The 19166-nt window shown below is 30.4% G+C and carries 25 protein-coding genes; 21 read left to right on the top strand and 4 right to left on the bottom strand.

Features of this window, described 5'->3' with window-relative positions:
• Positions 1 to 73: 73 nt before the first annotated feature.
• The 13 genes from B0A65_RS11475 (at position 74) to B0A65_RS11415 (ending at position 9193) form a co-directional block, all read left to right on the top strand.
• Positions 74 to 433 carry a hypothetical protein gene (locus B0A65_RS11475; RefSeq protein WP_074659007.1) on the top strand — a complete coding sequence of 120 codons (360 nt, stop codon included), beginning with the start codon at positions 74 to 76 and terminating at the stop codon, positions 431 to 433.
• A 274-nt stretch (positions 434 to 707) separates the two neighbouring features.
• Positions 708 to 1526 (top strand): hypothetical protein, encoded by an 819-nt coding sequence (locus B0A65_RS11470; RefSeq protein WP_074659006.1) that lies wholly within the window; start codon positions 708 to 710, stop codon positions 1524 to 1526.
• Positions 1527 to 1756: 230 nt separating this feature from the next.
• On the top strand, positions 1757 to 2248 hold the full coding sequence (locus B0A65_RS11465) for a contact-dependent growth inhibition system immunity protein (RefSeq protein WP_074659005.1): 492 nt from the start codon (positions 1757 to 1759) through the stop codon (positions 2246 to 2248).
• 178 nt (positions 2249 to 2426) lie between these two features.
• Positions 2427 to 3059, top strand: a complete 633-nt coding sequence (locus tag B0A65_RS11460; protein WP_074659004.1) for a hypothetical protein — start codon at positions 2427 to 2429, stop codon at positions 3057 to 3059.
• 191 nt (positions 3060 to 3250) lie between these two features.
• On the top strand, positions 3251 to 3877 hold the full coding sequence (locus B0A65_RS11455; protein ID WP_074659003.1) for a hypothetical protein: 627 nt from the start codon (positions 3251 to 3253) through the stop codon (positions 3875 to 3877).
• A gap of 154 nt (positions 3878 to 4031) precedes the next feature.
• Entirely contained in the window at positions 4032 to 4442 is a 411-nt protein-coding gene (locus B0A65_RS11450) for a hypothetical protein (RefSeq protein WP_074659002.1), read from the top strand.
• A gap of 243 nt (positions 4443 to 4685) precedes the next feature.
• Positions 4686 to 4970: a hypothetical protein gene (locus B0A65_RS11445; protein WP_074659001.1), complete on the top strand. Its 285-nt coding sequence runs from the start codon at positions 4686 to 4688 to the stop codon at positions 4968 to 4970.
• Between the two features lie 196 nt (positions 4971 to 5166).
• Positions 5167 to 5658, top strand: coding sequence for a hypothetical protein (locus B0A65_RS11440; RefSeq protein ID WP_074659000.1), 492 nt, complete (start codon positions 5167 to 5169; stop codon positions 5656 to 5658).
• A gap of 176 nt (positions 5659 to 5834) precedes the next feature.
• Positions 5835 to 6272: a hypothetical protein gene (locus B0A65_RS11435; protein WP_074658998.1), complete on the top strand. Its 438-nt coding sequence runs from the start codon at positions 5835 to 5837 to the stop codon at positions 6270 to 6272.
• 166 nt (positions 6273 to 6438) lie between these two features.
• Positions 6439 to 7335 carry an SMI1/KNR4 family protein gene (locus tag B0A65_RS11430; RefSeq protein WP_074658996.1) on the top strand — a complete coding sequence of 299 codons (897 nt, stop codon included), beginning with the start codon at positions 6439 to 6441 and terminating at the stop codon, positions 7333 to 7335.
• Between the two features lie 135 nt (positions 7336 to 7470).
• A complete protein-coding gene (locus B0A65_RS11425) occupies positions 7471 to 8271 on the top strand; it encodes a hypothetical protein (RefSeq protein ID WP_123890330.1) in 801 nt (266 codons plus the stop codon).
• Between the two features lie 21 nt (positions 8272 to 8292).
• Positions 8293 to 8538 (top strand): dihydrofolate reductase family protein, encoded by a 246-nt coding sequence (locus tag B0A65_RS11420; RefSeq protein ID WP_207556424.1) that lies wholly within the window; start codon positions 8293 to 8295, stop codon positions 8536 to 8538.
• 175 nt (positions 8539 to 8713) lie between these two features.
• Positions 8714 to 9193, top strand: coding sequence for a hypothetical protein (locus B0A65_RS11415; protein WP_074658993.1), 480 nt, complete (start codon positions 8714 to 8716; stop codon positions 9191 to 9193).
• 60 nt (positions 9194 to 9253) lie between these two features.
• Here B0A65_RS11415 and B0A65_RS11410 read toward each other — a convergent pair whose 3' ends face one another.
• Positions 9254 to 10849: a tetratricopeptide repeat-containing sensor histidine kinase gene (locus tag B0A65_RS11410; RefSeq protein WP_317044608.1), complete on the bottom strand. Its 1596-nt coding sequence runs from the start codon at positions 10847 to 10849 to the stop codon at positions 9254 to 9256.
• A 162-nt stretch (positions 10850 to 11011) separates the two neighbouring features.
• On the bottom strand, positions 11012 to 11200 hold the full coding sequence (locus tag B0A65_RS11405) for a hypothetical protein (RefSeq protein WP_074658989.1): 189 nt from the start codon (positions 11198 to 11200) through the stop codon (positions 11012 to 11014).
• A 640-nt stretch (positions 11201 to 11840) separates the two neighbouring features.
• On the opposite strand from B0A65_RS11405, the gene B0A65_RS11400 reads away from it, so the two are divergent.
• Positions 11841 to 12473, top strand: coding sequence for a hypothetical protein (locus B0A65_RS11400; RefSeq protein WP_074658987.1), 633 nt, complete (start codon positions 11841 to 11843; stop codon positions 12471 to 12473).
• A gap of 363 nt (positions 12474 to 12836) precedes the next feature.
• On the opposite strand, the gene B0A65_RS11395 is transcribed toward B0A65_RS11400, so the two are convergent.
• Positions 12837 to 13970, bottom strand: a complete 1134-nt coding sequence (locus B0A65_RS11395) for a nuclear transport factor 2 family protein (protein ID WP_074658985.1) — start codon at positions 13968 to 13970, stop codon at positions 12837 to 12839.
• Positions 13971 to 14254: 284 nt separating this feature from the next.
• Between B0A65_RS11395 and B0A65_RS11390 the strand changes: the two genes are divergently transcribed.
• The 7 genes from B0A65_RS11390 to B0A65_RS11360 all read left to right on the top strand — a co-directional run bounded on the left by B0A65_RS11390 (position 14255) and on the right by B0A65_RS11360 (position 18942).
• On the top strand, positions 14255 to 14620 hold the full coding sequence (locus tag B0A65_RS11390; protein WP_074658983.1) for a hypothetical protein: 366 nt from the start codon (positions 14255 to 14257) through the stop codon (positions 14618 to 14620).
• A gap of 44 nt (positions 14621 to 14664) precedes the next feature.
• The gene (locus B0A65_RS11385) at positions 14665 to 15546 is read left to right on the top strand and encodes a leucine-rich repeat domain-containing protein (RefSeq protein ID WP_074658981.1); all 882 of its coding nucleotides are present in this window, start codon (positions 14665 to 14667) and stop codon (positions 15544 to 15546) included.
• A 103-nt stretch (positions 15547 to 15649) separates the two neighbouring features.
• The gene (locus tag B0A65_RS11380; protein ID WP_074658979.1) at positions 15650 to 16171 is read left to right on the top strand and encodes a GNAT family N-acetyltransferase; all 522 of its coding nucleotides are present in this window, start codon (positions 15650 to 15652) and stop codon (positions 16169 to 16171) included.
• A 190-nt stretch (positions 16172 to 16361) separates the two neighbouring features.
• On the top strand, positions 16362 to 16757 hold the full coding sequence (locus B0A65_RS11375) for a hypothetical protein (protein WP_123890328.1): 396 nt from the start codon (positions 16362 to 16364) through the stop codon (positions 16755 to 16757).
• A 129-nt stretch (positions 16758 to 16886) separates the two neighbouring features.
• Positions 16887 to 17813 carry a hypothetical protein gene (locus B0A65_RS11370; protein WP_123890326.1) on the top strand — a complete coding sequence of 309 codons (927 nt, stop codon included), beginning with the start codon at positions 16887 to 16889 and terminating at the stop codon, positions 17811 to 17813.
• Positions 17814 to 17891: 78 nt separating this feature from the next.
• Positions 17892 to 18443, top strand: a complete 552-nt coding sequence (locus B0A65_RS11365; RefSeq protein WP_074658973.1) for an antibiotic biosynthesis monooxygenase — start codon at positions 17892 to 17894, stop codon at positions 18441 to 18443.
• A 145-nt stretch (positions 18444 to 18588) separates the two neighbouring features.
• A complete protein-coding gene (locus tag B0A65_RS11360) occupies positions 18589 to 18942 on the top strand; it encodes an MmcQ/YjbR family DNA-binding protein (protein ID WP_074658971.1) in 354 nt (117 codons plus the stop codon).
• A gap of 56 nt (positions 18943 to 18998) precedes the next feature.
• Here the strand turns inward: B0A65_RS11360 and B0A65_RS23270 are convergent, their stop codons facing one another.
• Positions 18999 to 19163, bottom strand: a complete 165-nt coding sequence (locus B0A65_RS23270) for a hypothetical protein (RefSeq protein ID WP_207556423.1) — start codon at positions 19161 to 19163, stop codon at positions 18999 to 19001.
• Positions 19164 to 19166: the final 3 nt, after the last annotated feature.

Raw genomic sequence — 19166 nt, 5'->3', positions numbered from 1 at the left:
GCTAAGCGCCAGAACGTTAGTGGCTATTACACAAGAAAAACAGAAACCAAAAAGCATCCTAAAACAATAAAAAATGACAGAAAACATATTTAACGATTGGTTAGACCAGATTCTAAAAACAGAAAAACCAAATGCTGACATTCAAGCTTATTATTTTGGGATTCTCGAAACGGAAGATGGTTATGAAACTTACTTAGTAGGCTCAGAAGAATTTGACGAAGACGAAGATTGGGCGTGTAATACGGATTTTGAACCGAAAAATAAATACTTACCACTAGGACAAAATGGAGTTGATTGGGAATTGATTCTTGCCGACGTTAAAAAAAATATTGAAAACTATATACAGTCGCCAAACTTTAAAAATAGCTTTCTTGAAAAAGCAAAAGCAATAGCTACAGGTTTTGATGGTGGAGATTTATTCATACTAAAGTAACAGCCACTAACACACGCTACAAGCAATTTGGGGATTTGGCTTAATTAAAAAAATTGGTTTGTATTTGGAAGATTTGGCAAATCCGAAAGACATCGCTGACTTATCCCAAACTGCTTGTAGCGCGAGAACGTTGGGGGGCAATAACTCCGTAGAAGTAGTAGAAACAGCTTTAATTAGGACGTCGAAAGCTAGGCAAAATGTTTTAATATAGATAAAAGTAGCCTGAAAATAGCTGAAATTTAAACGAAAGAACTAGTGATGAAACCTTACTAATATGAATGCATTAGAAAAATACAACATAAAATTCATCAATAAGATAGTTGATGGCAGAGTTTATAAAATTGCCACAGGAGGTCTTGGATATATTCAATCAATAAAAGATGTTTCAACTTTAAATGAATATATTGATATGACAACTACTACAATTAATGGTGATTTCAGCTCTATCGAAGAAGATCCAGATGTCAGCAGTAGTTATGAAGTTGCTTTTCTTACTACTAATGGAGTTGAGGTAATGGATCGTGATGTAAAAAATGTTATTGATGTAATTCCTTTACAAGATTTCAAAGAAATGTTAGTTGGTTGGAGAGATTTTTTATCAATAACACCATTAGATGGTGACAACGGTATTGAAAGATTCTTAAAGCAAAAAGAAATCAATCCTGATGGATTTGATACCATAATAGAAATGGCTAAGGATAAAATTTCAGAACATCAATTAACAACATACCCAAAGCAAAATAAAAGAGTATTCATTTTATGGCTGTCTTTGTTGGTAGGACTTTTATTTTTTTTCTGCATTATTCTGCCATCATTAAATATTTCTAATGTAATAATCCCTCTTTCAATAGTGGGGGCAATAAGTATAAGTTTTTCTGGATTTAAATCTATATTGTATTATAAAAGTTGGGGAAAAGACTTTATCGAAAGAGTGGGAAAACCAAAATTTGATTTACAAACTTATTTTCTAGTATCTTGTATACCAACTATTTTATTCTATTTTATAATTTCTTGGAACTTTATAAGCGGTCCAGGCCATAATCTCTATAAATTAGGCATAACAGCTAAATTCATAAAATCTTTAATCCCATAAATACGTTTGAAAATAGAAATAAAATATTGTAATAAAAACACACTCTTGCTCAACTTAGCGTGTTGTTACTGCCCCCAACACACGCTACAAACAATTTGGGTTTTAGGCTTAATTTAAATTTGGTTTTGTATTTGGAAGATTTGGCAAATCCGAAGATAAGGCTTAATTTAATCCCAAACTGCTTGTAGCGCGAGAACGTTATGCCCAATTTGAAAACAAGAACTTGAGAAATGAATATCCTTAAAAAACTTTTTAGTAACACCAAAGATATTAGACAAAGTATCAGCGTAATAAAATATCCTGATCGAATTTTCTTTAAGACTTACGATAAAATAATTAATGCATATTCTACAAGATCAAAAGAAATTACAATACTAAGTAGTAATTCGTCAGATATTGAAATTGGAGAAGCAATTTTAAAGCATCTGTCTTTATCTAGAACTATAAAAAAGCTAAGCCATGAAACTAGAAAAGAGAATTATGAAATATATAAAAAATTTACAGGATTAAAATCCATGAAAGCTCAAATGAAAGATTCACTTTGTGTCAATATTTATCGGCAAAACGATAAGATTGAATTCTCTCCAACCGTTAACGGCGGAACGACTGGTGATCGAAAAGGATACCATTTCTCAGGTGAAGGTAAAATTACAATTGAAAACAACGAAGATTTTGAATTAATCGGAAAATCTTTGAGATTAGCTTTAGAAAAATGTCGTTGAAAACAAACTGGGCATAACAGCTACTACAACGAATTTGGGCAGTAGGCTAATGGAAAAATGGTTTTGTATTTGTAATGATTTGGCAAATCCGAAGAATGGGCTTAATTTAGTCCCAAACCCGCTGTAGTAGCGGGACGTTGTGTGCTATTTTACCAGAAAATTTAGTGGAAAAGAAAATATGAAAGAAAATATTCGCCTTAAAACTTTGATAAGTATAAGTTTACTTATTTTTAGTTTACCTTTTTTACAAACTTGTTCAGATAAATCATTAAAAAATTCTCCAGCATACAAATCTGAATTTACAGGTTTAGTAGAAGACTCAATAAATACGAAAATTGTATATAATGCAGTAAGTAAAATCAATGATACAATTCGAAATTATGTTGAAGTAAGCAAAATTGAAAAACAGAAAATTATTGCAAAAGATAAAATTGAAAAAGAAATATGGCTGAAAAACTCAAAAAAGGAATTTACACATAACGCATATTTTTTGGGATTTGAAAGCTACAAAAATTTTGAAATTAGATTTTTTGCTGACAAAACTTTTTACATGATGTTGAATTTTACTTTGATTATAATTTTCACATTTATAATGTTTCTAATTTCATTCCTAAAAAAATTTAAACAGATAATCATAATGAGTTCCTTAAATTTAGTTTTTTTATTTACTGCTACTATTTTATTGTGTTTTTGGGAGCAGATAGAAGATATCAGACAAATTAAATATGGGTATTATTTATTTGTTTTAAATTCAATATTAATAATAGTGGAAAGCAGAAAAGAATACAAAATATTGAAAACGAAAACGTAAAAAAAACAGCACACAACAGCTACTACAACGCATTTGGGCATTGGGCTTAATAAGAAAATGGTTTTGTATTTGGGATAATTTGGCAAATCCGAAGAATGGGATTAATTTAGTCCCAAACCCGCTGTAGTAACAGAACGTTGTAAGCAATTTTCCTCATAGTTATAAAATTAGAACAAATTAACATTGCAAGAATGAAATTAAATTTTTTAATAATCTCTGTTTTATTTAGTTGTAATCAAAAATCTTTTGATGCAGAACAACTCAAAAAATATATTGCAAGTAAAAATGAATTTGATAAAAATTTTGTGAATCAATTCCCTAATACTTTATCAGAATATACCACTTATGTCAACAATAAAAATACATCAAAAAATGACGTTGGCTTTATACTTTATAAATATAAAGTAAATCCAGAAGAATTTAAAAAGGTAAAGTCATTAATTAAAAAATCAATTGGACATTATAAATCTAAAGATAGCTGTCTATTAATTGTAAATAGATTTGAGACAATCGAAACAAATGAAAACAGAAGTGAAGTTATCATATCGAATGAAAATCTAATAAATCAAGACTGCTATAACAGTCTTTATCCAATTCCAAACTTTATAAATTATTCAAATCCAAGTAAAAATTTTGAGTCTTATTTGGACGGTACATTCGACATTTACGTTTTGGAGGCAAAAAAAGGTAACCACTTCAAAAAATTTAGTTTGATGACTGATTTACAAATGCCAAATCAATGGAAAAATGGATACTCCAAAGGAGTAGCAATAAGTAAAGAAAAAAGGACTTTAATCTATTGGTCAATCATTTGGTAATAAAAAACTGCTTACAACACACGTTTGTGGCTATTGTGGAATTTAGTGGAATTAACGTTTTTCAAGGAGATTTTCGTTAAACCGAAAATACTCGTTTTCAAAACTCCACAACAGCCACAAGCGCGAGAACGTTAGGCGACATTTAAACAATATTATGAGTACATCAGGACTTGGAGAATTATTTCAATTTATCGGACACTTTCTTTTTATTGCAATCAGTCTTACCCTTTTAATTTATGGTATTTGGAAGACAGGAAAAACGAGGCACATACTTGTTTTTTTATCAATTATAGTTTTTGGAATTTATTTAATTTGGGTTTTCACAAAGAATAGCCAAAAAAATGAACTTGAACAGAGTTATGTTGGAGAATATGAGCTAACAAAATACAAAGACTGTCCTGATTGTATTCTTAAATTAAATCCTGATAATTCTTATACAATTTATAGCAGTGATAAAGAATATGAAAGTGGAAAATGGAAATATTTTGATGACGGAGATATTTTTTATGTTGAATTTGACAACAATGGACAATTAGGTTATAATGAATATGAATATAGAGAATAAACGGCGCCTAACAGCTACTACAACGGATTTGGGCATTGGGCTTAATGGAAAGATGGTTTTGTATTTGGGATGATTTGGCAAATCCGAAAAATGGTCTTAATTTAGTCCCAAACCCGCTGTAGTGCCAAGACGTTATGTGGCATGCTACCGAACTAGATATTAAAAAATTAAAATCATAAACTAAACATCAAATCCCAATACTAAATAAGGCTCTGAAGCTAAACATAAACATCTGCAGACAAAATGAATCAACAAAAGATTGAACAAATTAAGTCGATACTAAAGCACTGGAATCCTCTGGGAAATGCTGAACATAGCATCCAAGATTTAAATGACTATGAAACGGAGGTTGACGATATCATTTTTAATCTTGAAATAGATTATGACTTTCCAGAAAAAAGTGTTACCAAAAAGCAGTTATCTAAAATTGTCAAAGAAGTCTTGAATCAAGCTTTTGATTTGTATTTAACGAACTCAGATTGCGATGCCCCTTCTGAAGAAATATTAGAGATTCTGAACCAGAGATGAAAGCACGCCACATAACACACGCTACAAGCAATTTGGGTTTTAGGCTAAATTTAAATATGGTTTCGCATTTGGAAGATTTGGTAAAACCGAAAGTTTAGGCTTAATTTAGTCCCAAACTGCTTGTAGTGCGAGAACGTTATGCGTCAGTTTACACGAATCTCGAAAACATACGGAAATTATTCAGAAAAATATAACTATGAAACTTTACAAACGAATTGACTCTGCAATACACTTTTGGGAAACTTGGGATATAAGCGAAAAAAAAGGAGCTATTCACAAAGGAATAGTTGGAAAACGTGGTGAATATAGAGAAGTAAGTTCTAAACTTTTTTCAAGCTTTAGAAAAGAGATTCAAAAAGAAATTGATAATTATTGCAAAGATGGTTATCAAGAAGTAGACATTGAAAATCATTCTACTCTATTGATTGAGTTCTTAGTTGAAGGAATGGGAACTGCGGAAGATGTTGAAAAAAGAACTCGACTTCAAAATAAAATGGATGATGTATTGGGTTGGACAGGACTTGGACATTGCGACGGAGGAAGTATTGGAAGTGGAACTATGGAAGTTTGTTGCTACGTTATTGACTTTGAAACAGCAAAATCAGTAATCCAAGAAAGTCTGAAAGACACCGAATTTTCAAACTATACGCGAATATTTGAAGAGATTGAAGAATATGACGAAGAATAAAACCGAACGCACAACAGCCACTACAACGGATTTGGGCAATTGGCTTAATGGAAAGTTGGCCTAGTATTTGGGATGATTTGGCAAATCCGAAAATAGGCCTTAATTTAATCCCAAACCCGCTGTAATACCAGAACGTTATGGGCAATATTAGACAACCTTTCGTTTAAATAGAAACAATGAAAATAAAAATCTTTCTACTCTTAGCATTTTCCCTTAATTCATGTGCGCAGAATTCTAACAAGTCTGATTTTAAAAAGTCTGATGTTCCAAAGGAGTATCAAGACTTACTGATTAATATTGAAACTCTTAAAACTGGTATGATTAGCTATATGAATGAAGCAAATCCAGATTATACAGAGAAAGATGTAAATCAATGTGTAGTAATCTTGCAAAGCTATATCTTAGAAATCGCAAAGAGTAACTCAAAAAAAGATGGAATTGAAATAATCAAGTCAAAAATCCAAGAGTTAAACGAACTCAATAAAAAATGTGGCGATCAACTTATTGAGACTGGTGAAAGAGAACAAATTGCAGAAATCATTATTTCGGCAGGCTATAAAAAAGGCTATAACCAAAAAGACGAAGATATAACCGAACAGTGGCGCGAATGGTAATACTGCCCATAACAGCCACTACCAGCAATTTGGGTATTTGGCTTAATTTAAAATTGGTTTTGTATTTGGATGCTTTGGCAAATCCAAAGAATGGGTTTAATTTAATCCCAAACCCGCTGGAGTAACAGAACGTTGTGGTGCATAATAAAGAACCGAAATACTAAACATGAAAATATTGATAACATTATTAAGTATAATTGCAGGACTAATAATTTTATATTTTGGATTAGCATTTATTTTAATTCAAATCCGAAGACCAAAATTCAACAATAAGGGCTATACGAAACTTGAAAAAAAACTTTTAGATATTTTTACATCTATGTTTGACCCTGATTTAGCTGACAAGATTAAGATGCAAATTGAATACTTCGAAAATAAACGTAAATGGAGGCAATATTGGGAGAAGAGTATGTCAATAGAGCTATATGGAGATAAAAAAATGTCGCCTAAGTTTAAGTACCCAAGACAAGATGAAAGTAAAATTGCAACTATTAGATTTAAGGTAAACGAAGAAAAATACAGTATTGATTTTAATAGTTATGATGGTAGGATTTGGGGATGGAAAATCAGACCCAATCCTAAGTTGATTCAAAAAACAGATAATATTGAAGTAACTGGCAAAAAGATTAACAATGATCCAAATGAGAAAGTTCTAATTACTATTGAAAAAACAGAATTCAAGATAATTCCTAATTTTGGTGGCGTAATTGGAGAGATTGCAAAAGTGAAACCAATTAAAGTTGCCTTTAATCCGTTAATTCCACAGCAAATTGAGATATTTAAGCGAAAAATTGACTCGGTACTTCCAAATGGCTATATAAAAATAATTGAACAAACTGAAGGCTTGGAATTTAATGATTTTCGAATTTCCGGAATTTCTGAAATACAAAGAACAGGATTAGATGATGGAGATTATTTTCATTTAGTTGAATTTGACTATGGAATAATTACCATAAAAGAAAATGATAAAAATGGAGAGATTTATTTTTGTCATTTTTCAGATGGATCGATTGATAAATTGGGAACAGATTTCGACAAAATATTAAAAGAAAGAACGGCATAACTACGCACCTCAACAGCTACAACGGATTTAGTGATTTTGCAAATCCTAAATAATAGGCTTATTTTAGTCCAAAACACGCTGTAGTGCCAATATGTTGGGCCATATACACTCATAACACATTAAAAAAAGAATCTAATGAAAATATTTTCAATGATATTTTTATTTAATATATCATTTTGCTTTAGCCAAAATTATTCATTAAATGACTTTGAAGAATGCAAAATTCCTGATGTGGAAAGCAAAGAATGGTATGATTTTAATCATTCATCAGGCAAAGAGTTTGTTTTTACATTAGAATCAGCTAAGATAAAAGTATCAAAATACAAGTATGCGTCTTCTGTTGAATATGATATTCCCAGTGGAAAATTGCTTGGCATCGATATGGGAGAATTTGGAGGAGGGTTATACTACAGACAAAAAGATTCAACTAAAATATTTTATGTTAATGGAAAAAAAGGGATAGATATTAAACCAAACTGGTTTGGAGGTCTAATGACTAACGAAACGGATCCAATTAATAAAGTCCTTAAAGATTGTAAACTACTTAAAAGCGGGAATGTAAAATTTATTTTTGGAATTAAAGATTCAATTTATTTGCTAGGCGGCTTATCGCATATGGGATTAAATTCCGGAGGACTTTATACTATTAAGTACAATAATGATAATTTTTTTATTTCCGGAGCTTTAAATCTTGAAGATGCTCCATCAGCTATGTCTATATATAACAATTGCATTTATCTAGCAGGAAGTAAAGGATTTTATATAATTGATGAAAACTTGAAGTTAAAGACAATATTTGATAATTTATTTTGGGATGGACTTTATCCAACTTCTGTAGTTGTACTTGATAAGAAGAATGTATTTGTAACAATAAGAGGTGGCTATGTAAAAATCAATCCCGAAGAGAAAAAATTGAAACTTTATAAAGCAAAATAAGTACATCGCACAACAGCCGTTTTGGACCAGGCAAGACAATCGGCAAAAGGCAAGGATATAAGAATTCAAGGTGGTGCAAATACAATCCAACAGTTTTTAAATGCCGGACTTATTGACGAGTTTTTTATTCATATTGCTCCGGTTTTTTTAGGTAGCGGTATACGACTTTTTGACGGCATTGACAAAGAAAAATATAACTTGCAAATTACAGAAGTTATTCCATCAGAATTAACAACCCATTTAAGATACAAACTGAACAAAAAATAAAAACAGACCTATAAATCCAGTTCCTAAACCCTATTACAACTCATTTTGGTAATCGATCTAATAGAAAGTTGGTTTTATCTTTAAGATATTATCAAATTAGAAAATAGGGCTAAATTTGCCCCAAATCAGCTGTAGTCCCAAAACGTTGTACCTAATTTTAAAAACAAAAAAACGAATGAACATATTTCCAAAAAACGATTATACTTTCAAAATAATTGGAGAAGAAACAGAAACTCTTGAACGTTTAAAAAGAAGAACTGAACTGTCTGAAAGTTTAACTTCAAAAATAACCGACAAATCATTTCGTGGAATAATTAAAAACAACACATTTAAAATAATATCTTCAGAAATTGGAAAAGGTGCATTTTGTGTTTTAACTGGGGAAATTGTGAACAAAGAGGGACAAGTTGAAGTGGAAATAAATAAAGCCTTCCGAATTTTGCTAAGTGTTTTATTATGCTTTCCTTTCTTTGGCTTAATTGCTCAGTTTTTTTCTAACAAAGAAGAGTTTTCAATAATCTTTATACTTGTGGCAATACTACAATTATTAATGATTAGATATGTATTTATCGAATTGGCATTCAGACGATTCTCAAAATCTAGTTTAAGTAAATTGAGTGATGTATTGGACATTGACCATCTTGAAAAAAAATAATCAGAACAGCTAAAATTTGGAATTTGGAATTTGGAATTTGAAATTTGGGAATTTAAAAATTTATTTCGGCATAGCAATTTTTGCCTTAAACCCTTTATCAGGTTCAGTATCAAAATCGATAGTTCCTTTAACTGCCTGAATACGGCTTTCCATGTTAAGAAGACCATTTTTTATCATCTTCGTTTTTTCGCAGCCTATACCATTATCAGTATAGTGTATTAAAATAGATTTGTGATCGTTTTCAAATTTTATAAGCACTAAACTTGCCTTACTGTGTTTTTTCATATTCACCATTAGTTCCTGTAAAATTCGACTAATGGCAATTTTTTTTGTATCATCAATAATTTCCCAGTTGATGTCTTCTAAATTATTGACAATAATATTTCTTTCCTTGGTATCATAAGCCAAAAGCATTTCTTTTATGCTGTTGGTAAATTCCATTCCAGTATCAATTCTATTGTTTTCTTTTGATATTCCTCTCACACGCCCGTAGATATCATCTAATTTCTGGAGTAGATTCTCTTTAGTGCTTTCTTTCGATAATGGCTGAGATTCGGCAAAAGCAATTACATGATAGACATCGTTTGCCAATTCATCATGGATTTTTTTAGCAATACGGGTTTCGGTGTTATACGAAGTTTTAAATTCTATAGCCTTGCTCTTATTTTTATAATAACGAATTAAAAGGGCTATTAAAATGACTAAAAAGATAAAAACAATAGCAAATACAATTCGTAAATATTTATCTTTTTGAATAGATAATAGGTTTTCTGCTTTTTCTAAGCGAAGTTTTTCGTTTTCATCTTTTTCTTTTTTAGAATCGTATTTAATTTTGGCCGATTTATTTTTAAAGTTGTTTCTAACCTTTATGATACTGTCATTTAACGTAAAATACTGTTGAACATATTTGCGTTTTTGAAGACTATGATCATTTGAAATTAAAATTTGGAGCGCTTCTAATCTTTCATCAACACTATTTAGTTTAGTAGCTGCATTATAAGCTGCAAAAGCATTTTCATCTGATTTTGGAATGTCTTTTTTAGCATAATAATCGGCCAGATGCAGATAACTTTCAATACTTCCATAAGTGTCCTTGATTTTATTTCTTGTCTGAAGGGCTTCATACATTAAATTAAATCCTTTTTCATTCATTCCATTTTTAAAATAGGCATAACCCAGATTATCTTGCAATCGCGATAAAGATTTATGAGATAGTTGTTTTGATAATTTTTTACTTAATATAGATTCTATGAGGGTAATAGCCTTATCATATTTTTTTTGGTAGATAAAGACAGTTGCAATATTGCTCAAAGGGGCATATTTAGCGATAAGATCTGGCTCATCTTTTATGGATTCCTTATAGTAAAAAATAGCATCATCATAAAGAGATAGTTCTTTATCAGCGACACCTAATATATTATTTATTGAAGAGGTGTATACATTCTTTTTTTTATAATAAGCTAATGCTTCTGTTGCGGTCTCCTTACTACCATAGTAATCACCATTAACTTGTTGAATTGTTGCTATTGAAATAAGTATGTATCCCAGATTGGCACTATCTTTTAAACTTTCAAAAAGTATTTTGGATTTATTAAATTCATAAAAAGCAGTAGTAAAGTTTTGTTTTTCATAATCTGTAATTCCTTTATCTCGCAAACTAAATGCTTCTTTTTTTAAAGATTTTATATGTGGGTTTATGATCTTTTTTTCCTGACAGGAAAAAAGAAAAAGAAATATAATAAAATAAAAAAACGGGGACCGTAACATATAAATTTACTTTCCCCGAAAATAGTGATTAATTAGATACTAAAAATATATTTATTCATCAGTTGGCGGTGGTGGTGGTGGAAGTTTTGGTTCGTCACCAGGACCATCAGCCTGAGTTGATTTTGAATGATCAATAATTTTTTCTGTTTTCTTTTTTGGCTGAGTTTCATATTCATCAGCAGTACAAGAAAATATAGTAAATAACAAAGCGAAAGCGCTTAATAGTAATAGTTTTTTCATTTTAATTTAATTTAGAAATTAGACATGAGTATGGCCGTCCGGATTATCCGGAGCTTGTTAATGGCAATACCAAAATTGATTTTTGGGGAAGTAAACCGTGTAGAACTGTAAGACGTTATTTATACTTCCCGAATAAACTCGGTCTTACGGTTTTCCACTGTTAATTTGAACTAGTTTTATGTTTTTGTTTTAATCTGCAGATAAAACGTGAACTAATTTCTATGGCAAAGGAAAGGCACTTTGAGCCCTTTGTTGATAAGGGATTCCCAGAATTCCCGCATTTTCCCAAGATTCCCGGGAATTCCTAAAAACAAAATACAATGCATACTAATTTAGGTTTGTTAGAACATGTTAGGTGAATGTAAAACCAATCCTGACCTTTATTTAATAGAGATAAAAAAACCTAAAAAGGTTGTCTTGAACTATTAAAAAAGATAAAAAATGGAGTTTTGAATAAATCAAGTTGTTTACGGTTTTCCTCATTTTTAATTTAATCTAGTTTTATATATTTGTTTTAATCGGCAGATAAAACGTGAGTTAATTTCTATGGTAAAATAAAGGTGCTTTGAAGTCCTTGTTTATAGAGAATTATCAGAATTTTTACGTTTTCACGAGATCCCAAAAAATCCTAAAAAACACCATGCATCATACCTTAGAAGAATATAAAAAAGCGATTAAAATTAAATACGAGACAGAGAAAGAAGCAGAACATTTTGATTATTTGTACAATCCTTCCCGCGGAAAACTCCGCGACTTGTGCTGGCTTATTTTCGAGAATAACCCAACGCAGGACGATTTGAATGTTTTTAGAAATTTATTTTGCCTGGATTTTGATCATACCAAAAAAAATAAGTTTAAGGAACAAAAAGACAAGTTCAGGCCTATTGAAACTTTCTTTAAAGGCGAAACAGATCCATTGAATATTGATGCAATAAATCTCGCAGCGGTTATAGTTGATTTTCAACCACGCCCTTTTAAAAAGTTTAATGAAAAGTGTAGAATCGAAGAAGCAAAACAAATTGAAATTGCGCATAAAGAGAATGCAGTTGTTGAAATAGAGAAAGAAGCCATAGTAGTAGAGCGTTTAGTTAAAAATGAACATGAGGAGTCGAAAGAGCATCCTAAAAAAGGAAATCTTTTGTTTGATTTTGCAGCTATATTTTCTAAAAAAATAGGTCAGAAGATATACCCACGAAAAATAATTACGGTAGGAATTGGAGCTGTCGCTTTGATGTCTTCTGCGCTTTTATATTTTGTGCAGAAAAAAGATTAAAAAGCGAAGTTTCTAAACGATAATGAAAAGCATTTTTTTGAAAAATAAAATGCATAAAGAAGTAAAAAGAATAATTTTTTAAGGAGTAATTTTGGAGTAGAAATAGTTTGTTTTTCGGCATATATGATCTGTTATTTATACTATAAAGATAAGAAAAATAAATCGATTAACCTAATAAATACCAAGGAAATAACGATTTTTTTTACTCAAAAAACCCTGTTTTTTTAATTTTTTTTTGACTGCTTAATGCAAGGAAATAATGTGGGATTTTCGAGGTGCTAATTAACCGAAAGAGGATAAAAAAAGCCTGTATTTTTTTACTTTACAGGCTTGCCATTTTTTATTGTTGTAAATCACCCAACATTATAATTCATTATTTGTTTTTGTAGCATTTAATATTTCTATAATCTTTAAAGCGACGTCGCCTGAGGATTGAAAATTTTGCCCGGTAACAATTCTTCCATCCGTCTCTACATGTGAAACGTTGCCTTTAGAAAACTTAAAAATACCACCTCTTTCTTCAACCGTCTTTTGAATTAAGAACGGAAAGTGCTTAAAATAGTCTGCATCTTGTTGTTCGAATGAATCAGGGTAACCGCTAATTTTTTTTCCCGCGACTAAATATTTGCCATCATTTGTTTTTAAGTTTACAATTCCTGCGGTTCCATGACAAACAGAAGAAATAACACCCTTATTTTCTTCATATACTTTTAATGCAATAGTTTGAATTTGCTTGTTTTCAGGTACATTATACATCGCGGCTCCACCACCAACGTAATAAACCGCTTTATAATTCTTTGAATCAATTTCTTCTGGTTTATTAGTGTTTTTTATAGCATACATAAAATCCGGATCAAATAAATATTGTTTTTGTAAAGTGTCAGAGGTATTGATATAGGCGAGTGGAATACTTCCTCCATCCGGACTTACAAAATCGACGTTGTATCCTGCTGTTTTAAAAGTATTGTAGGCGTTTACTATTTCAGCAAAACTATTGCCTGTACCTATTGTCGATTTGCCATAATAATGAGCATTAGAAACAATAAACAGAATTTGCTGTCCTGATTTATTACTACTCCTACTGGCCGCAGATTTGCTGATTATTTTCCATTCGCCCTGAATTTTTTTGAGTAAAAAAAGATCGATGAATTCTATTTTTTTGGCTGGTATTACTATTTCTGCTTTGGCCAGGGCGATATTGTTAAATAAATCAATTGAAATAATACGACCCATTCGACCATTAAACTGTCCCTGATTGTCTTTTTTAAACCATGTCGTGTACTCGCTAATGGGTACAATCCATAACTCCTTGTCTTTATGGCTTAAAAACAAATTGGCATCAGGATAAAACGCTTTTTCGATGCATTCCGGTTTGTTGTACGAGGTACCGTCAAGGTAATTTTGAATGCATTTTTTTACAGCTGCCTCTTCTTCTGTTTGTGCCAATAAACAAGCAGGTAAAAATAGTACTGCGATAAAATAGAAGATTTTTTTCATAAACTTTTAGAATTAAAATTTTTACAAAGCTATGATGGGGCCGATTTAAACCGGAATTGATTTATAATTCAGGAGTCCTGATTTATAAATTAGGACAAAAGAGGTCCGTTTTTGTGCCGTTTACAGCTGTTGTTGCAGTAACTTTTTTATCATTTTAAAAATCTGCATTATTACTTTCTAAAACTATAAAACGTGTTTTGCCGATAATTGACTTGTAATAAAATTATTTATATTTATAAAATATTACAGTAGATTTTGATCTTTGGTAACTAAAATCATTTTTTATGAAAAAGCTTCTATCCTTACTACTTATTTTATGTGCTTTCGGTTGTAAAAAATATGTTGTGTCGTTTGAACAGCCAACAAATATGAAACTTGATAAATTAAAACTCGAAGTACTTCTGGATAAAAAGAAAGTTCAGGAAATTAACTTAAAAGCAACAACTGCAATGCTTTCTTATGAAACAGTAGCCTTGTCAACATCAGGGGAGGGAAAACATCTGCTTCAGGTTAAAGTAAAAGACACGATCTTTAGTTATGACATAAAGTATCCCGAAGAAAAATATATTCTTTTGACCGCGCACTTAAAAGAGAATGGCAAGATTCATATTGGAATTTTGAAACAGCAGTATAAATTTAGGTTGCGTTGAGAGATGATTTATTTTACACATATAAATAAGTTGGTGGTTATTTTATGAAAAATCAAATAGCGACAATATTTTTATTTCTAACTATACTCACTTCTTGTAACAAAAAGCAAGAAGAAAAAATAATGCCGTTAAGTGAATTACAAAATAAAAAAATATATAAAAATTTAGATAGTTTGCCAAAAAATCTGGAACTGGTTTATCGTGTTGATTTATCAGAAAACGATTTGAATAAAATCCCAAGAATAATCTTCAAATTGTCTAATCTACAAGAATTAAATCTTTCTGTAAATAATTTAACAGAACTAAATAATTTAGAAGAACTGCAAAACCTCCAAATTTTAAATATTGGAATGAATAATTTTAAAATATTTCCAATTGAAATTACTAAACTTAGAAAACTTAAAACGCTAGATATTTGGTGGAATGACATTAGAACTTTTCCGGAGGCATTTTATGAAAATAATGTAAACATCGAAGAACTCGACTTAACAAGTATGTTTGAATTTGACTTTACAAACAATTTATCGAAGGTTCATCGATTTAAAAATCTTAGACAACTAAATTTAGGTAATAATCAAATTAAAAATTTAAATATAGAATTTGATAAACTATCTAATTTAGAAACGTTTGGATATATTAGACAGGATAAAATTGATACTAAAAGCATCATTTTAGAGCTTTCCAAATGTGAAAAACTCAAAACTATCCATTTAAGCGTTAATCATATCAAAGAACTTCCAAGTGAAATTTCATTACTTAATAATTTGGAAGAGTTAAATTTATACGAAAACGAATTGACTAAACTTCCTGATAATTTGCTTAAAATGAAGCGACTAAAATCAATTACAATAGATGGTAACAAAATTGATAAAAAAATAATTTTGGACTTTGAAACCAAAATGCCAAAGACGACTTTTATATATTAATGAAAAAAAATATTACAACCAGATACTAGACATTTGGGTATTTGACTTAATAGAAAGTTGATTTTGAGCTGTTGCGCAAAGAAACATCCTGAAAAAACAAAAAATGAACGGCAACCTGCAAACTTCCCGAATATTAACTTCTGAAAGGCTCACCCTTAGGAAACTTTCAAAAAAGGATGCCGCAGCAATATTGCAATTACGCTCGAACACAGAAATAAATAAATTTCTTGACAGAAAGCCAAGCAAATCAGTAGAAGATGCCTTAAATTTCATTAACAATATAATTGATCATGAAAGCGAAGAACTTTTTTATTGGGCAATTACAAAGACAGGCGAAGACAAACTAATGGGTACAATTTGTTTGTTTGATTTCTCAAGTGATTTAAAGAAATGTGAAATTGGATATGAGCTTCTTCCTGAATATCAAGGTCAGGGAATTATGGCCGAAGCAGCGAAGAAGGTTATTGCATTTGCCAGTAAAACACTTGAAATAGAAACGATAGAGGCACTAACACATAAAGACAATCAAAGCTCAACTAAACTTCTTCAAAAATTAAATTTTAAGAAATTGGATGATAAAGTTGAAGATAATCCAAATCTTATTCGATTTAGATTGACAATATAAAGCTATGGAAGCCAAATAATAAGCTTAATTTAGTTTCCAAATACGCTATCGTACCAGAATATTGGTGCTACGCATAAATCAATTAGAAAGCATGAGTTTTGAATTAGATGATATCTTTTTTCTAGAAAATTATGAGACCCTTTTGATTATAAAAAATCACATTTATTTATCGCAGAAAAAATACTTTTCTATGGAGCATTTTAAAAATGAAAGGTATTCAGATAAGAATCTGATTGAAATAAAGGTTGAAGGAATATTGAAAATTAATTTTAATAGTTTAGACGAACACGTACAACTTGAAACCAAATTAAAATCATTTCGATTAATTTTCTTTAGCAATAACATGATGTTGAGGTTTGTTTCAGGGATTGAACCTTTTTTGATTTTAGAGAAAACGGAAAAAGATTTAACCAGAATTCAGAAAATAATTCCGTCAATATTTATTTTTATAATAATTATTATCATTTCTTTTCTTGTTGGAATCCAAAACAGTTTTATTTTAGTAATAGGTTTAGTATTTGCAATTTATCAAATTTATAAAATGTATGGAAATAGCGTGCAGATAGAATATACTAAACCTAAATAAAAAAAGAGCCACGACCAACTACTACAACGGATTTGAGAAAGTGGCTTAATAGGAATTTGGTTTTTATTTAGGATAATTTGGCAGATTTACATAATGCATTTTTTAAAAAAAACTCACAAACAGAATTTAATGGGATTATTTGACATTTTCAAAAAACAAAAGAAGTACCAACTTCCTGAAATGTATAATGGAATTATCACTAAAGATGAATACAATGAAATTTTAGAAATCTGTATAAAATACCATCAAGATAACGGATTAATTATTTCAAAAATTGATGAGGGTGAAATTGTCACAGACATTGAGGGAGAGGAACAACATCGTTATTTGGACAATTTGGTTCGTGTATTAGCAAGTTATGAAAAAACAATTTGGAGCCAGTTAGTTTACGAACATTTTGACAAGTTAAAACCCAATCGATCAGCATTAAATTATCTGTACAAAGATTTTGAATATGCAAGTCAGTTTTTAAGAGTTTTATTAAAAGAAGACACATTCAATCTTGGTGATCATGTGGAAAATTATGTTCATAGAGTTGACTTCCCTAAGACTAATACATTTTTAATACTTGAATTTGAAGAACAATTTCACTATATCAGAAAAGATGAAATAATAGAATGGGAAAAATTGGAACATGAATTATTTGAAATTGCAATTGAAAACTTGCCTGAAAATAAAGTTGAGGTAAAAGAGTATAAATTTGGCGAAAAATATACCGTCTTTATATTCTTTAGTGGTGACTTCTCGGCTTCATTAATGCTTGATTTAGAAAACAGAGCAGATTATTCCATTGGAAAATTTGGAACATTAATAGCGATTCCCACAAAGGGAACTGCATATGCACATCCAATTGAAAATGGAGAATTATTAGCACTTATAGAAATTCTCGACCCGACAATTGAACAGTTTTACAATGAAGACCCAGGAAATATAACAACAAATTTCTATTGGTATCATAATGATGAAATTCAAATTTTTCCAACTGAACAATCGGAAAAAGGCTTATTGATTAGTATGCCTAAAGATTTATTAAAACTACTGAACGAAGATGAATAAAATACTAGTGATAACAGCTACGATAAGAACGCTAGGTCTTAACTTAACGAAAACACACAAATCAAATACATACTTTTTATGGAAGATCAAGGGGCAACAGTAGTAATAAATCATTATGTCATAGAGGGAAAACAAAATCAATATGAAAATTGGCTAAATGAGATTGGCCCAATTTGCAGAAGTTTTACTGGTAATATTGATTACCAAATAATTCGCCCTATTCCGAATTTGACTTTTGATTATACGGTGATCATACGATTTGACACCGTTGAAAACCTTACAAAATGGATGGAGTCAAATGAAAGAAAAAATCTAATTATAAAAGCACAACCGCTATTGTCTAAAGAGGATCAATATCGCATTAAATCGGGCTTAGATTTTCTTTTTGCAAATGAAGGTGAAAAACCAAAAGTTCCCGCTCGCTGGAAACAATATTTGGTTACGTGGTCGGCTATTTATCCGTTATCCATTCTTATCCCTTTGTTAGTGCTTCCCATTTTAAAAATTTTAAATCTTCCGGAAAACAGATTTATTAATTCATTTTTTATCTCCGGTGTTGTAGTTTTTATAATGGTTTATTTGCTAATGCCTAATTATACAAGGTTAATTAGAAAATGGCTTTACAAATAAACGTAAAGGCAATCATTTTTCAGTCTACAAAAAATGGTCTAATTTGAAAGGCAAAGTTCATAGACTATCAAGATTGATGTTCTAATTTTAAACGAGTATCTTTAAAATTTCAGCATTTGCTTAAACATGTTAAATCACTTTTTATATGAATGTAGAAGAGTTTAGAGATTTTTGTCTGTCATTCCCTGATACGAGGGAAGCCATGCCGTTCGAGGGTTTCTTCAAAAGTTCCAAGTCTATACTCGTATTTTATGTGGACAAGAAGATGTTTTGTTTATTCGACCTTGATAAGTTTGATCGTTGTACATTAAAATGTGACCCAAAGCTCATAAATGAACTTAGGGAAGAATATCTAGGTATTGACAAACCATTTAATCTAAGCCCAAAACATTGGATAAGTGTTGCTTTTAACGGAGATGTCTCTGAGGAGTTGATTAAAGAGCTTGTAACTAACTCATATAAACTTGTTACAGCAAGTATTTCGAAGAAAAATAAGTGAAATTACATTTTTATAAATGCGATTATATGGACTTTAAAGATTCACTTTTAAAACTTTTACAAATTATGATCATTATTAATCTCTACTTCTTCAGATTCCTGAGTGTAGTTTAATTCTTCTTCGATCTTTTTGCGGTCTTTTTTATTTTGTTTTATTAGAAAAAAAACTAATAAAGCAACTCCAATTACGATTGCTGAAATGATAGGCCAATTGATTTCCATAAG

The sequence above is a fragment of the Flavobacterium frigidimaris genome (assembly GCF_002217275.1).
GTDB lineage: Bacteria > Bacteroidota > Bacteroidia > Flavobacteriales > Flavobacteriaceae > Flavobacterium > Flavobacterium aquidurense.
This window is presented reverse-complemented; position numbering and strand designations above follow the sequence as displayed.

Coding starts and splice junctions, on each gene's coding strand:
- B0A65_RS11435 (WP_074658998.1), top strand. CDS start 5,835: ATGAAAATAAAAATCTTTCTACTCTTAGCATTTTCCCTTAATTCATGT.
- B0A65_RS11425 (WP_123890330.1), top strand. CDS start 7,471: ATGAAAATATTTTCAATGATATTTTTATTTAATATATCATTTTGCTTT.
- B0A65_RS11390 (WP_074658983.1), top strand. CDS start 14,255: ATGAAAAAGCTTCTATCCTTACTACTTATTTTATGTGCTTTCGGTTGT.
- B0A65_RS11385 (WP_074658981.1), top strand. CDS start 14,665: ATGAAAAATCAAATAGCGACAATATTTTTATTTCTAACTATACTCACT.
- B0A65_RS11395 (WP_074658985.1), bottom strand. CDS start 13,970: ATGAAAAAAATCTTCTATTTTATCGCAGTACTATTTTTACCTGCTTGT.
- B0A65_RS11450 (WP_074659002.1), top strand. CDS start 4,032: ATGAGTACATCAGGACTTGGAGAATTATTTCAATTTATCGGACACTTT.
- B0A65_RS11360 (WP_074658971.1), top strand. CDS start 18,589: ATGAATGTAGAAGAGTTTAGAGATTTTTGTCTGTCATTCCCTGATACG.
- B0A65_RS11475 (WP_074659007.1), top strand. CDS start 74: ATGACAGAAAACATATTTAACGATTGGTTAGACCAGATTCTAAAAACA.
- B0A65_RS11415 (WP_074658993.1), top strand. CDS start 8,714: ATGAACATATTTCCAAAAAACGATTATACTTTCAAAATAATTGGAGAA.
- B0A65_RS11460 (WP_074659004.1), top strand. CDS start 2,427: ATGAAAGAAAATATTCGCCTTAAAACTTTGATAAGTATAAGTTTACTT.
- B0A65_RS11400 (WP_074658987.1), top strand. CDS start 11,841: ATGCATCATACCTTAGAAGAATATAAAAAAGCGATTAAAATTAAATAC.
- B0A65_RS11440 (WP_074659000.1), top strand. CDS start 5,167: ATGAAACTTTACAAACGAATTGACTCTGCAATACACTTTTGGGAAACT.
- B0A65_RS11365 (WP_074658973.1), top strand. CDS start 17,892: ATGGAAGATCAAGGGGCAACAGTAGTAATAAATCATTATGTCATAGAG.
- B0A65_RS11430 (WP_074658996.1), top strand. CDS start 6,439: ATGAAAATATTGATAACATTATTAAGTATAATTGCAGGACTAATAATT.
- B0A65_RS11445 (WP_074659001.1), top strand. CDS start 4,686: ATGAATCAACAAAAGATTGAACAAATTAAGTCGATACTAAAGCACTGG.
- B0A65_RS23270 (WP_207556423.1), bottom strand. CDS start 19,163: ATGGAAATCAATTGGCCTATCATTTCAGCAATCGTAATTGGAGTTGCT.
- B0A65_RS11375 (WP_123890328.1), top strand. CDS start 16,362: ATGGAGCATTTTAAAAATGAAAGGTATTCAGATAAGAATCTGATTGAA.
- B0A65_RS11465 (WP_074659005.1), top strand. CDS start 1,757: ATGAATATCCTTAAAAAACTTTTTAGTAACACCAAAGATATTAGACAA.
- B0A65_RS11370 (WP_123890326.1), top strand. CDS start 16,887: ATGGGATTATTTGACATTTTCAAAAAACAAAAGAAGTACCAACTTCCT.
- B0A65_RS11380 (WP_074658979.1), top strand. CDS start 15,650: ATGAACGGCAACCTGCAAACTTCCCGAATATTAACTTCTGAAAGGCTC.
- B0A65_RS11405 (WP_074658989.1), bottom strand. CDS start 11,200: ATGAAAAAACTATTACTATTAAGCGCTTTCGCTTTGTTATTTACTATA.
- B0A65_RS11470 (WP_074659006.1), top strand. CDS start 708: ATGAATGCATTAGAAAAATACAACATAAAATTCATCAATAAGATAGTT.
- B0A65_RS11455 (WP_074659003.1), top strand. CDS start 3,251: ATGAAATTAAATTTTTTAATAATCTCTGTTTTATTTAGTTGTAATCAA.